The 14,026-nt window shown below is 72.7% G+C and carries 11 protein-coding genes; 9 read left to right on the top strand and 2 right to left on the bottom strand.

Annotation, left to right across the window (positions count from 1 at the left end; genetic code table 11):
• Positions 1-216: 216 nt before the first annotated feature.
• Positions 217-1,440 (top strand): Ig-like domain-containing protein, encoded by a 1,224-nt coding sequence (locus ABIE67_RS24760; protein ID WP_370261164.1) that lies wholly within the window; start codon positions 217-219, stop codon positions 1,438-1,440.
• Positions 1,441-1,449: 9 nt separating this feature from the next.
• Here the strand turns inward: ABIE67_RS24760 and ABIE67_RS24755 are convergent, their stop codons facing one another.
• On the bottom strand, positions 1,450-2,967 hold the full coding sequence (locus ABIE67_RS24755) for a helix-turn-helix domain-containing protein (protein ID WP_370261160.1): 1,518 nt from the start codon (positions 2,965-2,967) through the stop codon (positions 1,450-1,452).
• Between the two features lie 236 nt (positions 2,968-3,203).
• Here ABIE67_RS24755 and ABIE67_RS24750 point away from each other — a divergent pair, with 236 nt between their 5' ends.
• The 8 genes from ABIE67_RS24750 to ABIE67_RS24715 all read left to right on the top strand — a co-directional run bounded on the left by ABIE67_RS24750 (position 3,204) and on the right by ABIE67_RS24715 (position 12,206).
• Positions 3,204-3,683: a peptidase inhibitor family I36 protein gene (locus ABIE67_RS24750; RefSeq protein WP_370261156.1), complete on the top strand. Its 480-nt coding sequence runs from the start codon at positions 3,204-3,206 to the stop codon at positions 3,681-3,683.
• A gap of 60 nt (positions 3,684-3,743) precedes the next feature.
• Complete coding sequence (locus ABIE67_RS24745; protein ID WP_370261151.1) at positions 3,744-4,691, top strand: hypothetical protein; 948 nt, start codon at positions 3,744-3,746, stop codon at positions 4,689-4,691.
• 64 nt (positions 4,692-4,755) lie between these two features.
• Entirely contained in the window at positions 4,756-6,951 is a 2,196-nt protein-coding gene (locus tag ABIE67_RS24740) for a hypothetical protein (RefSeq protein WP_370261147.1), read from the top strand.
• Positions 6,948-7,925: an AAA family ATPase gene (locus ABIE67_RS24735; RefSeq protein WP_370261142.1), complete on the top strand. Its 978-nt coding sequence runs from the start codon at positions 6,948-6,950 to the stop codon at positions 7,923-7,925. The genes ABIE67_RS24740 and ABIE67_RS24735 overlap by 4 nt, the downstream gene beginning before the upstream one ends.
• Positions 7,925-9,100, top strand: coding sequence for a DUF58 domain-containing protein (locus ABIE67_RS24730; protein WP_370261137.1), 1,176 nt, complete (start codon positions 7,925-7,927; stop codon positions 9,098-9,100). Before ABIE67_RS24735 ends, ABIE67_RS24730 begins: the two co-directional genes overlap by 1 nt.
• 5 nt (positions 9,101-9,105) lie before the next feature.
• Positions 9,106-11,370 carry a DUF3488 and transglutaminase-like domain-containing protein gene (locus ABIE67_RS24725; protein WP_370261134.1) on the top strand — a complete coding sequence of 755 codons (2,265 nt, stop codon included), beginning with the start codon at positions 9,106-9,108 and terminating at the stop codon, positions 11,368-11,370.
• Between the two features lie 60 nt (positions 11,371-11,430).
• A complete protein-coding gene (locus ABIE67_RS24720; RefSeq protein WP_370261132.1) occupies positions 11,431-11,823 on the top strand; it encodes a hypothetical protein in 393 nt (130 codons plus the stop codon).
• On the top strand, positions 11,820-12,206 hold the full coding sequence (locus ABIE67_RS24715; protein WP_370261130.1) for a hypothetical protein: 387 nt from the start codon (positions 11,820-11,822) through the stop codon (positions 12,204-12,206). The genes ABIE67_RS24720 and ABIE67_RS24715 overlap by 4 nt, the downstream gene beginning before the upstream one ends.
• A 78-nt stretch (positions 12,207-12,284) precedes the next feature.
• On the opposite strand, the gene ABIE67_RS24710 is transcribed toward ABIE67_RS24715, so the two are convergent.
• The gene (locus ABIE67_RS24710; RefSeq protein WP_370261126.1) at positions 12,285-13,904 is read right to left on the bottom strand and encodes an alpha/beta hydrolase; all 1,620 of its coding nucleotides are present in this window, start codon (positions 13,902-13,904) and stop codon (positions 12,285-12,287) included.
• Positions 13,905-14,026: the final 122 nt, after the last annotated feature.

Genomic DNA, 14,026 nt, shown 5'->3' with positions numbered 1-14,026 from the left:
GTCTGAGCCTCTCCTTCTCCCCGGACCTGTGGCGGGGACACATAGGAGGCTCACAGCGGTCCATGACCGCTCCGTCCGGCGAATGTGACCGGACCATGACGGTTCCTCACCAGTCGCCGTCACATAGCTCCATAGCCGCTGACCTCGGGTTTTCCGGCTCTACAGTCACGACATCGCCGACTCTTCCACTCGTTCGCTTCCCTCTCGGAGGTCTCGTTGTCGCGCACCCGTGCACTTGCCCAAGCCCGCGTCCGGGCCACCGTCGTGGCCACCGCCCTGGCCGCCTTGCTGACGCCGCTCGCCGCCTGCTCGTCGAGCGGCTCCTCCGGTTCCTCCGGCTCCTCGGACGCCAAGGAGAAGGCGGCCGCCGACGACCGCCCGGTCACGGTCACCGTCACGCCCAAGGGAGAGAACGTCCCGGCGGGCGAGCCCGTGAAGGTCACGGCCTCGGGCGGCAGCCTCACCTCGGTGACCGTCACCGACGCCAAGGGCCACCGGCTCGCCGGCAAGGCCGCCGTCGACGGCCGGTCGTGGGTCTCCGACCGCAAGGCCGTACCCGGCGCGGCGTACGAGGTGACGGCGGCGACCCGGTCCGAGGGCGGAACCGCCAAGAGCACCAGGGCCTCCTTCACCACGGCACCGGCGGACAAGGTCAACAAGGTCGACTGGCGACCGGGCACCGGCACCACCGTCGGGGTCGCCCAGCCGATCTCCCTGGTCTTCGACAACCCGGTCGACAACCGGGCCGAGGTCGAGAAGCAGCTCAGGATCACCACCTCGAACAACACCGAGGGCTCCTGGGGCTGGATACGCGACTGGTCGGGCCGCGACCGGGTGGACTGGCGGCCCAGGGCGTACTGGAAGCCCGGTACCGAGGTCACGCTGAAGGCCGAGCTGAACGGCACCGACTCGGGCGCGGCCGGCGGCTGGTTCGTACGCGACTACACGACCACCTTCACCATCGGCGCCCAGCAGATCGTCAAGGTCGACCTCGACCGCCATCAACTCACCCTCGTACGCGACGGCGAGACGGTCCGGCGCATACCGGTCTCCGGCGGCACGCCCGGCGGCGACAAGCGCTCCTGGCGCGGAACGGCCGTGCTCATGGCCAAGGAGGGCACGATCAACATGAACTCCGAGACGGTGGGCCTCGCCGACGCCTACAACAAGATGGTCGACTACTCGATGCGGCTGACCTGGTCGGGCATGTACGCGCACGCCGCCCCCTGGAACGCCCGCTACTTCGGCAACTCCAACCACAGTTCCGGCTGCATAGGAATGAGCGACGCGAACGCGGACTGGTTCTACGCGCAGGTGCGGGCGGGCGACCCGTTCGAGATCACCGGCAAGGACACCAAGGGCGTGGTCGCGCCCGGGAACGGCTTCGGCGCGTGGAACCTCTCGTGGACCGAGTGGCAGCGGAAGAGCGCGCTGCGCTGAGACCCCCGCTCACTGCCACCTGGTGCCGCCGCTGATGGGGGACAGGGAGGGCCGTGTCTGGATCTTCGTCTCCGAGAAGCCGTACTTGTCGAAGACGGTCCGGTCGGTGATCGGGCGGTAGCCGTACCAGGCGTCCCAGAGGTAGGCCCGCGAGCTGCCGCTCGTCCTGGCCAGGAAGGCGTTCGCCAGCTCGTGGGCTTCGCCCCAGGAGCAGTCCGCGAAGACACCGCCGTTGACGACGGCGACGCCGTTCCAGTCGTCCCAGAGGTTGAAGTAGATGGTCGCGTCGGGGACGTAGTAGAGACGGCGGCCGGGGCCTACCAGGTACACCCGGTCGCCGTAGGGCGTCTTGAACCGCTGTCCCGGCGCCGGGCAGACGGTGGTGGCGGACGGCGAGGACGAGGGGGCGTTCTGTGCCGGCTTCGTCGGCCGGTCGTCGACCGCCTGCACCAGGGCCGGGTCGACGGCTTCCGGCGAGGACGCACGGTCGCAGTGCGGCCAGGCACCGAAGTTCTTCATACGGCTCCACAGGCGATGGGCGGCCTGGATGTTCCACTCCGGGTCCATGGCGTCGCGCGGTGTACCACCGAGTTTCCGTAGCGTGGCGTCGGAGATCTGGAAAACGCCCCAGTTCCGGGTGCCGTCGGGGTTCGGCACGATGTGGAACGGGTCGAGGAACGACTGGCAGTCGGCGACGGCGACCGCGCGGTCGGGCACTTCGGGGAACACCTTGCGGACGCGCTGCCGCACCTTCCCGGGCGACCAGCTGTCCATCCGGGTTCTCGCCGCGTAGAGCGCCTTCTTCGTCTTCTCGCCGACCACCCCGTCGGCGTCGATGCGCGACAACGCCTGGAAGGCGGTCACCCGACGCAGGGTCTGCGGGCCGAAATCGCCGTCGACGTCCAACTCGGCCCCGGCTCGGGCCAGAAGCCGCTGCACCTCCCGTACGCAGACTCCGCGCTGCCCCAGGCTCACCGGCTTGGCGCACTCCGCCGAGAACAGGAGGCCTTCCCCGTCGCCGCCCGCGCCGTCGCCACCCGCCGGGGATCCGATTCCGGACACGGCCGCGATCCCCCAGGCCGTGGCGCCCAGCGCCAGGACCAGGGCGATCACGACGAGAGCCGGTGACCTCTTCCTGCGGTGCCATGGCGGGTGTGGGGTGGGCACGGCCTCCGAGTCCGGGGCCGGGTTCGGGGCCGGGGCCAGGTCCGAGTTCGGGGCCAAGTCCGGGTTCGGGGCCGGGGCCGTGCCGGTGTCGCCGCTCCGGTCGGGCTCCCGCGCCGCGTCCGCCAGCGCCCAGAGCCGGTGTAATCGGCGCAGTTCCTCCGGTGACGCCCCGCAGGCCGTGGCGAACCGGTGGGCCGACCCGTAGTCCTGGGGGACGTACGAGCCGGAGCAGTACCGGTGCAGGCTGGAACTGCTGATGTGGGTTTTGCGGGCCAGCGCTCCGTAGCTGAGGCCCGCCCGTTCCCTGAGCGCCCGTAAACAGGCCGCGAACTCCTCGAACTCCACGGGCTGCGATGCCATTTGGTCTTCCCCTCGGTGCCCACCGTCGTACCGCGCCGCCCCTCTGTCCCCCCGGTGTCCCAGCGGGCCGACCGAAGTGCGAGGTCACCACGTGTCGCGGCGTCCCAGCATCCCACCGGGCGGCGATTCGTTGCCAGGCGCCGACGAGCGCTGCCAGCGTCGGCGTGGCTCGGGAACGGGCCAGGGGCTCCGGTCAGACCGCCGTGGGCCGCCGACACGACCAAGGAGAAACAGTCATGAGGAGCAAAATCGCCACCGCGCTGGCGACCGGGGGGCTCGCCGCCCTGACGTTGGCCGCTCTGCCCGGCACCGCGCAGGCGAACCCCGAGTGGTACGCGTCGCCGGCCGCCCGGAGCGGGTCGTCCGCTGTGTCGCCCATGGCGGTGGGTGACTGCCCGTCCACGTACTTCTGCTTCTGGTCCGACATCAACTACGGCGGCGCCATGGGCAAGGTCGCCGGGGACAACCCCACATGGACGGCCTTCCGCCAGCCCGCGTGTCCGACCGGCACCTGGAACGACTGCGCCTCGTCGGGCTACAACCACGGGGCGAGCGGCATGGGCGTCCGTGTGTACGAAAGCGCCAACTACGGGGGCCGCAACCTCTGCCTCCCCAAGGGCTGGCACCACCCCGAGTTCACCAAGGTGTACTGGCCCGGCACCTCGACGAGCATCAACGACAAGATCAGCAGCAACAAGTGGACCTGGGACTGCTGAGCCCTTCACCCCGGCGATCGGACGACCGACAGGCTGATCATGAATCCCCGACCACGACGGATGACCGCCCGTAGAACGGCAACCGTTCTCTGCGTCACCGCGTTGGCCGCAGTCCTGATCTGCGTCGCCGGATGCGCCGCGGGACCGGCTTCCCGGCCGGACCCCGCGGCGCCCTCGGCGCGGACACTGCAGCGCGCGGCGGCCGTCCTCACCAGTGACGCCACCACACTGCGCCAGCGCTGGCGGCTCTTCACAGCCCAACAGGTGCTGGACCGGCGGTGCATGCGAAAGCTGGGCCTGCGTTACCTGATCATGAGCGCCGGCCCCGAGCCACTGGCCGGCATCACCACGGCCGACGTACTCGGAACCGGCTCACCGGCCGGTTACGGGGTGGTGCCCCCGGAGACGGGCGACGCGAGCCCGGACACCCCGGCGCAGGACCGGTACGTGCGGTCCCTCACCGCCGCCGAGCGGGACCGCTATGTCACCGCCCTCAGCGGACCGGCCGACCGAGTGGCCCCCCTGACACTGCCCAGCGGCACGAAGGGGTCCTACGCCACCGGCGGCTGCACCGCCCAGACCCGGGCCCGGCTGTACGGCAGTGTCCGCGCCGCGTTCGAAGACATCCTCGTGCCACAGGACGTGAACGCACTCTTCGCCGACCACCTGGCCCACGACCGGCACCACCGGGCGGCACTGGACCGATGGCAGCGCTGCATGGCCGGAAACGGACACCCGGCACAGACCCCCGAGGCCTTGATCCAGTCGCTCCGGGGCAAGGCCGACAAGGGAGCGAGCCCCGCCACGCTCGACCGCGAACAGCGCGCGGCCGCCACGGCGGACCGGCGCTGCGATGCCAAGAGCGGTCTGCGCGCCGCGCTCGCGGCCAGGCGTGCGGCCTTCCTGCGACAGCAGCCCGAGGCGACGCTGTCGCGGCTGGAGGGAGTGTGGCGGGTCAGGCAGCAGGCGCTCCGGCGAGCCGCCTGGCACGTCTCGTCTCCTCGCTGACAGCCTCATGGATCCCAACTACCCTGAACGTGGGAGCAGTTGTGCGCCTCAAGGGGGACGAGTGATGCCGGCGGTCCGACAGCGTTGCACGGCCCTGCTCACCGCTGCCCGCGCAAGACTGCGGCCGACCGGCAACCGCGTCACCGGTTACGTGGCCGTCTGCGCGGTCGGCGCGCTCGTCGGTACCTCGATCGCCGTCGGGGCCGGAGCCTCCGGTGCCCGGCCGCGGCTCGCCGACATCGGCGCCTGGCTGGCGAGCAGCGAGAAGGGCGAGGTCGCCCACGCGCACGGCCTGACCGGCGATGTGGACGGCAGGGTCGTCCTGCCGGCCGGGATGGCGGGCCACCCGGTGTCGGTCGCGCAGGACGGCGACACCACGCTGGTGCTGGACGAGCGGACCGGCCGGGTCGTACGGCTCGACGCCGCCCAGCTGACCGCCGCGCAGTCGGCGGACTACGGTGCGGCCGGGCTGCAACTGGTCTCCGGCGGCGCGTACGCGTATGTCGTCGACCCCGCGCAGGGCACCGTCCAGCGGATCGACCCGGCGCGGACGACCCCCGCGAGCCCGCCCGTGGAGCTGGACGGGCGGCCGGGAGCCGCCGTGGTCGACGGGGAGGGCACGCTGTGGGTGCCGCTGCCGGGCCGTGGCACGGTGGTGCCGTTCGTCGAGGGCCGGATGGGTACGGCGATCAAGGTGGCCGAAGCGGGCCACGCTCTGACGCTGACCCTGGCCGGCGGCCGGCCCGTGGTGACCGACGGGACCGCCGCCGCGATGAAGGTGCTGACCGCCACGGGTGTGCGGGGCACCTTCGACCTCGGCGACGCGTTCGCCGGGGCGGACCCGGCCGACGTCCTGGTGCCGACGGGCACCGACGGCTCCGCGGTGCCGGTGCTGGCCGCCGGCAGCGGGGAGCTGGTCGTGGTGGACGTGCGCAGCGGGCACACCCTGCGCGCCCGCGTACCGACGGAAGGGCACAGGCTGGGAGCGCCCCGGCTGCTCGGCAAGCGGGTCTACCTGCCCGACGAGTCCACCGGCAGGCTGCTGGCGTACGACACCGCCCTCTCCGCGCTCGCCGCCCCGGTGCGGGTCACGGGCGGGGCGGGTGAGCTCGAACTCTTCGTCCGCGACGGCCTGTTGTGGGCGAACGACCCGGACGGCTCGGCCGCCGTGGTGATCGACGCCGACGGCGAGGTCAGACACATCGGCAAGTACGGGACGGATGCGCCGTCCGCGCGGAAGCCGGGGGACGAGCCGGTCGAGGACGGCGTGCCGACGGGCGGGACGGTTCCGGTGCCGGGTGTCGCCGCCTCTGGCGGCCCCTCCGCCAGTGCCTCCGGCGGCCCGTCCGGCGGTGCTTCCGGCGGCCCGTCCGACGGTGCTTCCGGTGGTCCGTCCGGGCCCGCGCCGACGCAGCCGGGACCCGAGCCCGGGGCCCCGGGAGCGCCGCAGGCGGAGTCGCGGTCGGGCGCCATCCGCATCACCTTCGCCGAGGCGTTGGGGGCGACTCCGCAGCGCTATGTCCTCAAGGGGGCGGCGCCGGACCAGACCGTCACCCCGGACGAGATCGGGCCCGACGGCCCGTTCGCGTTCGAGGTCAGGGGCGGCTCGTGCGAGGAGCAGTACAGCTTCACCGTGGTCGCGGAGTACGGCGGGGGCAGGCCGGACAAGGTGTCGGCGCCCTCGGCGTCCGCGCGGCCGTGCGTCGCGCCGGGGGCGCCGCGGGAGCTCACCTTCACTCCCGCCCAGGGCGGACACGGCGGCACGGTGACCTGGCTGCCTCCGCAAGGGGCCGACGGCTCGGTGACATACACGATCAACGGACCCGGCGGGACAGCGGAGACCACCAAGTCCCGGTATGCGTACGAGAATCTGCGGAACCGCAGCATCCACGGAGTGGCGGTGCTCGCGAGCAACGCCGCCGGGTCGGGCACGGCAGCGTCCGGGTGGATCGACCTGACCCCGCCCACTCAGAAGATGAAGATCGTGAACAACAACGACGACGGGGTCAGCGTCGGGATCCGTAGTTTGCCCCACAGCACGGAGGGTGCCCGGCTGGGCAAGATCCCCGGCGGGCAGGCGCCCGAGGTCACGGTCCACTGCAACACCAAGGGCCAAGAGATCACGCACGATTCGAAGACGACGGACGTCTGGGCCCTCCACACCTACTACGACCCCGCCCTCGGCAGGAACATCACCGGGTACACCTCGGACCACTGGGTGAACTCCCGCTCCAACCCCGACGTCTGGGAATGCGAATGACCTCTCCCCCCACCACCGGCACCCCCCGCCTCGCCCAGTGCTTCCACACCCTCGCGGACAACATCGAACGCGTCGTCAAGGGCAAGCGCGACACCATCGAGCTCGCTCTCACCTGCCTGTTCGCCGAAGGCCATCTGCTCATCGAGGACGTGCCCGGCACCGGCAAGACCACCCTCGCCCGCTGCCTCGCCGCCTCCATCGAGGCCGACTTCGCGCGCGTGCAGTTCACCCCGGACCTGCTGCCCTCCGACATCACCGGCGTCACCGTCTACCGGCAGAACACCGGCACCTTCGAGTTCCTCCCCGGCCCGGTCTTCGCCAACATCGTGCTCGGCGACGAGATCAACCGTGCCTCCCCCAAGACCCAGTCGGCGCTGCTGGAGGTGATGGAGGAACGCCGGGTCACCGCCGACGGCACCACACACCCGGTGCCCCGCCCGTTCATGGTGCTCGCCACCCAGAACTCGGTGGACATGGGGGGTACTTACCCGCTGCCGGAAGCCCAACTCGACCGCTTCCTGATGCGGATCACCGTCGGCTACCCCGACCACGCCTCCGAGATCGCGGTCCTCACCGGAACCGGGGCGGGCACCGACACAACCCCCGAGTCGCTCACCCCCGTCGTCACCGCCCGGGAGATCGCGGAGCTCATAGCGGCCGCCGCCGAGGTGCAGGTCGCCGATGCGCTGTACGACTACCTGGTGCGGGTGGTGGCGGCGACCCGGGACCTTCCCGACGTACACCTCGGTGCCTCGCCGCGCGGCTCCGTCGCCCTGCTGCGCGCGGTCCGGGTGCGGGCGGCCTCGCAGTCCCGGCCGTACGCGTTCCCCGAGGACGTCAAGGCGCTGGCCGGGCCGGTCCTCGCGCACCGGCTGATCCTCACCCCGGAGGCCGAGCTGAGCGGCCGTACCGGTACGGACGTGATCGACGAGGTGCTGGCGACCGTGGAGCTGAACAGCGGGGCACGCCACTGATGTTGTCGGCCACCGGGTGGGGCACGCTGGCCGGAGGCGTCGTACTGACCACCACCGGTTACGCGCTCGGGTACGGCGAGGCCGCGGCGCTCGGCGCGACCTGTCTGCTCTCGGTCGCGGTCGCCGTCCTGTGGGCGCTGCCCGCCCCCGTGCTGGGCGCCGAGCGGCGGATCGCGCCGAGCAGGGTGAGCCGGGGTGATCCCGCCGAGGGCGTGGTCACCCTCACCAACACCGGGGGCCGCACCCGGCGGGGCCTGCGTGCCGTCGACCGGTGCGGTGACCGGGACATCCCCGTGGACGTACCGCCGCTGCGGCCGGGCGCGGCCCACGAACTGCGGTACGCGCTGCCCACCGCGCGCCGCGGCCGCGTGCCGGTGGGCCCGCTGCGGCTGGAACGCATCGACCCGCTCGGGCTCGCCCGCCGCATGCGCCCTTACGGCACCGCGGACACGCTGCTCGTACGGCCCCGGATCTGCCCGCTGCCCGTGCTGCCGTCCGGTCAGGCGCACCATGTGGAGGGGCCGGCCTCCGACGCCGCCGACGACGGCTCGCTGACGTTCCACGCGCTGCGCGAGTACGTCCTCGGCGACGACCTGCGACGGGTCCACTGGCGGTCGACGGCCCGCACCGGCATGCTGATGGTCCGTCAGATGGTCGATGTCTCGCTCCCGCACACCACGCTCGTGCTCGACACCCGGCGGCGTGCCTACGCCTCGGAGGACGACTTCGAACTGGCCGTCGACTGCGCGGCCTCCGTCGCGTACGCCGCCGCCCGCTCCCACTTCCCCGTGCACCTGATCGGCGAGGCGGGGCCGCTGCTGCACACCGACGGCTCGGGCGGCGACGGCGAGGCGCTGCTGGACGCGCTGGCCGTCGTGCGCCGCTCGGACCTGACGTCCGTGGCCGCCGCCTTCGACGGTCCGGCGAACCACCGCGGGGGCGGGACGCTGGTCGTCGTCACCGGCACCGGCGACACCCGGGGACTGAGCGCCGTGGACCGGGTACGGCCCCGCTTCGACCGCGTGACCATGCTGCGCGTCGGCGCCGAAGCCACGGCCACAGCCACGGTTACGGCCACGCCCGAGATGCCTGGCCGCGGTTCGGACGTACCGCGGACGCCCATCACGTCCCTGGACGAACTGCTCGCCGCATGGCGCCGGGAGGCCGTGCGGTGACCACCATGAGCACCGTCGCTCTCGCGGCCACTCCCCCAGGTCAGGACGGCGTGCCGGACGCGGACCGGGCCCGGCGGCTGTGGTCGCTGGTGCCGGTGGCCGCTCTGTCCGGCGCCGCGGGGTACGGCTTCGCCCGCGTCTTCCCGCCGTCCGCGCTGCTTCCGGTGCTGGCGGTGGCCGTGTGCGCGCCGATCGTCCTGTCGGCGGTGCTGTCGGGACTGCTCGGCCGCCGTCCCGCCCGCGAGGGCCGCCCCGCCATGCCGCTGTGGCCGTCCGCGCTGCTGACCGTCGTCGTATGGGCCGTCGTCGTCAGCGCGACGCTGTTCCACGAGGTGAGCGACGGTCTGCCCGGCGGGCCCGCGCTGCGCGCCGCGTGGTCCGCGTTGCTCGACGCCCCGCACGCGCTGCTCTCCACGATCCCGCCCGCGCCGGGCGAGCCCGAGCTGCTGGTGCTGCCGCACGCCGTCGTCTGGACGGCCGCCGCCGTCTCCGCCGAACTCGCCCTGCGCACCCGCGCCCCGCTGCTCCCGGCTCTCCCCGCGGTCCTCGCCTTCGGCTTCCCGCTGGTGCTCGGCGTGGACGGCCCCGGATCCGCGTACCCGGCCGCGGGCGCGCTGGCCGGCGCGACCGCGCTGCTGGTGCTGGTCCGTTCCCGGGTCCGGCTTCCGCTGCGCGCCCTGGCGCTGCGGCTGCCGGCCGTGGCCGCGCTCGGCCTCGTCGCGGCGCTGCTGGGCCCGCACCTTCCCGGGCTCGGCGCCCCCCGCGACCTGCGGGCGACGGTCACCCCGCCGACCGTACGGCCGCAGTCCACCAGCCCGCTGGACCAGGTCGCGGCCTGGATGCGCAACGGCGACGAACTGGTCTTCACCGTACGGACCTCGGGCGCGGCCCCCGGGAACTACCGGCTGGCGGTCCTCGACCGCTACGACGGGACGACCTGGACCAGCGGCGCCGCGCTGACCCGTACCGGTGGCCGCGTCCCGGCGGAGAAGGGCGCCGGCCCGGACGGCACCAGGACGCTCGAACAGCGTTTCACCGTGCAGTCGTTGCCCGGCATCTGGCTCCCCGCCGCCGACCGGCCCTCGTCCGTGAGCACGCCCGAGGGCACCTCCCTCTCCGTGGACCCGGACAGCGGAGTGCTCTCCACGGGGGAGGCGGTACCGCGCGGGTTCACCTACACCGCGACCTCCCGCCTCCCCGTGTACGACGCCGAGCGGCTCCGGAACGCGGCTGCCGCCCGCGATCCGGCTCGGGTGGCCCTCCCCCGCGTCGACGCGGCGGGGCGGCCGATCCCCTCGGTACGGTCTTTCAGGAAGATCGCCGAACGGGTGACCCGGGGCGCCACCCACCCGTACCAGCGGGCCGTGCTCCTGGCCGACTGGCTGCGCGCGACCTACCGGCTCGATGCCGGGGCGCTGCCCGGCCACACCTACCGGAGCCTGGAGTTCTTCCTGGCGGACGGCGGACGCGGCACGTCCGAGCAGTTCGCGACCTCGTTCGCCGTGCTGGCGCGCACCCTGGGCCTGCCCACCCGGGTGGCCGTCGGGTTCCGCCCGGGCACGCGGACCGGCTCCGGCACCTGGCAGGTACGGGGACGGGACGTGCTGGCCTGGCCGGAGGTCAGGTTCACCGGCGTCGGCTGGGTGCCCTTCCACCCGACGCCCGGCGAGGCCGCGCAGGGCGGCTCCTCCGCCGTGGCCGTGGACGAGCCCGGGGAACGTCAGGGGGCGGACCGGGGGAGCACCGCACCGACGCGGCCGTCGACGCCCCCGGGCACGCCGGACAAGGCAGCCCCCGCCGCCGGGGGTACGTCCGGCTCCGGGCTGCCGCCCCTGTGGCTCACCGTTCCGCTCGCCCTGCTCCTGCTCGCCACGGCGTATGTGCTGTACGCGCTGTGGCTGCCGTACGACCGGCGCAGCAGACGGCGCAACGACCCGGACGTGCGGCGCAGGGTCCTCGGGGCCTGGCAGCAGATCGTCGAACGCCTCACGGAGCTCGGCCTTCCCGCCACGGGAGCGCACACCGCACAGGAGATCGCCGACTTCGGCACGGCACACGTGGGCGGCGCCGTGGGCGGTCGCCTGCCCGCCCTGGCCACGCTGGTCAACGAGGTCGAGTACGCGGACCGCAGCCCGGACGCCGCTGCCGCCGACGCCGCGTGGGCGGACTGCGAGGCGGTCGAGCACACCGTCCGGCACCGCGTTCCACGCCGCACCCGCCTGCTCCGACTCCTGCGCTCGGCGGCCCGCCATGGCGCGCGCCGCCATTGATCAACTGCGTGACCCGGCAGGGCGGCTGCCTACGATGAGGCAGAGGGGGAAACGCATTTCATGAGAACCGATGTGGAACTGACCCGGGACGGTGAGGATTTCGTCGCCCGTCTCACCCGGGACCAGGCCCTGGCCATGTACGAGGCCCTGACCCATCTGCGGCACCGGGACGGCGGTGAGGACGTCCTGGCCCTGCGACTCGGGGCCGGGGGCGAAGCGGTCGACAGCCTCATCGAGCGGTTGGCCGTCGGGCGGGCGGACGCGCTCGACGTGCGGTTCCGGTGGGAGGAGCTGCATGTCGTGCACTGCGCGCTGACGTCGGTGGCGACCATGTTCATGTCGCGAGGCAGGCTCTTGCAGGAGCCCTTCCACATCCGGGTGGGCTTCTTCCGGGAGAATCTGGACGCCCTCGCCGTGAGTATCGTCGACGCGGCTTCCGAGGTGGCCGGATGAGGCACCGCATCAGACTCGAACGAGACGAGGGGGCGTTCCTCGCCCGGATCACACCGGCACAGGCCGCGGCCCACCACCGGGCCCTGACCTTCCTGCGCGGCCGCGCCCTCGGCGCCACCGCTCTCGCCGTCCAACTCGGAACGAGTCCGGAGACCGTCGACGCCTTGGCCGCACGCATGGCGGGCGCGCACCAGGAGTCCTTCGAGATCCGGCTCACCCTCGGCGAACTGCACGTCCTGCACAGCGCACTGACCGCCACGGCGATCGCGTTCCTGGAACGCGGCATGTTCTCGGAGGAGGAGTTCTACCGGGAGATGAACTTCTACCGCGAGAACTACGACTCCCTCGCGCTCGGCATTGTCCAGGCGGCCTCAGAAATGTGACGCGCCGAGGAGGGCCTCCAGCACTCCCCGGCCGCGCCCCGTCACTCCGGAGCGCGGCCGAGGAGAGACGTCACGCGGTCAGCGGTACGTCCCCGTGCCCACCAGGTCGGGCAGCGGGTTCACGAGACCGCCGCTCGGCGACTGGCCCCGGTCGGAGGGCGCGGCCGGCCAGACCGCGGGGCAGTGGGTGCCCTTGCGGGGCGTCTTCAGGGTGGTGAGGTAGGTGTCAATGGCGTCCCGTGCGCACGGGCTCAGCCAGTAGTCGCCGTGGCCGACACCGTCGTACGTGAGGAGCACCGCCTCGCGGCCGATCTGCCGGGCCGCGTTGGAGCCCCAGGAGTGCGGGGTGGCCGGGTCGAAGCGGCTATTGGTCATCAGGATCGGCGGGGTGCCGTCGACGCGGAGCTTGCGCTGCGGGTTGGACACCTTGCTCGGCCAGTTCTGGCAGCCGGTCTGTACCGTCCAGCCGAGGGGGCTGAAGCGGGTGACGGGGGCCCGGCGGTTGAGCTCGCGTTCGAAGCGGGCGAGGGTGCGGTACGAGGGGACGGCGAAGTCGTAGTCCTGGCACATGACCGAGTAGAACGGGTAGTCCACCGGCTCGCCGTACCTCCGGAGGGACCGTGCCGCCGCGGGGTCGGCGGCGTCCAGGTCGGCGAGGGTTTGAGCGAAGCCGAACCAGTTGGCCGGGTCGTACATATGGCTCAGGGCGAGGGTCTGGAGGTCCTCGGGGGCCACGCGCTGCGGCGGGTCGCCCGGCAGGACCAGTTCACCGGCGTCCGCGCGCTTGTAGAGCGAGTCGAACAGGGCGCGGGCGTCCTGGCCGTGGAGCGCGCAGGACACCGTACGGGCGCACCAGTCGGCGAACTGGCCGTACGACGACTCGACCGCGTCGGTCTCGGTCCTCTGGAAGTCCCGGTTGCCCAGGCTGTGGTCCATGTTCGAGTCGAGGGTCATCGCGCGGATCCGGTGCGGGTAGCGCTCGGCGTACTGCTGGCCGATCGCGGTGCCGTAGGAGACGCCGTAGTAGCTGATCCGCTTCTCGCCGAGGCCCGCGCGGATCGCGTCCAGGTCCCGGACGACGCTGCCGGTGTCCATGTGGTCGGCCAGCGGCCCGGTGAGTTCGCGGCAGCTCTCGCCGAGCGCGCGGTTCGCCTCGCGGAGGGCGGCGAAGGAGGAGGGGCTGTCGGGGTAGAGCAGCGCGCCCTGGGCGTTCACCCGGTCCAGGTCGCACTTCACCGGGTTGCTGCGGCCGACGCCACGCGGGTCGAAGCCCACGATGTCGAAACGCGCCAGCAGCTCGGGCGAGAAGGCGTCGGGCGCGTCGAGCGCGAAGTCCACGCCGGAGCCGCCCGGACCACCCGGGTTGATCAGCAGCGAGCCGATCCGGCGCGCGGGGTCGGTGGCCAGGTGACGGGCCAGGGCCAGGTCGATGGTGGCGCCGTGCGGACGCTTCCAGTTGACGGGCACCTTGATGGTGGCGCACTCGAACGTGCCCGAAGCGCCCTGGCCGGACGGCGATGCACAGGGCGCCCAGGCTATTCGCCCGGACGCCGGGGGCTTGGCCGAGGGAGCCGCAGCCTCGGGGGCGGCCACGGCCGTCCCGGCGAGTAACTGGCCGAACAGCGCGGTGACCAGGGCTCCGACGGTCAGTCTCCCGCGCGTCTTCGCACGTGGGAGCGGTGGGGGGTTGGACGGCACGGATGTTCCTCCATGAATCGGGAGTTCACAGACGGATCACAGCGTCGTTCCAACGCCCTTGTGAATCAAGGAATATGAGGAGCAGTCAGGTGCTGGGCCACCCAGCGGTGCACCCAGCGACC

The sequence above is a fragment of the Streptomyces sp. V4I8 genome (assembly GCF_041261225.1).
In the GTDB taxonomy this organism is placed as follows: Bacteria; Actinomycetota; Actinomycetes; order Streptomycetales; family Streptomycetaceae; genus Streptomyces.
Note: the sequence above shows the minus strand (reverse complement) of the source record. Positions and strands in the feature narration are given on the sequence as shown.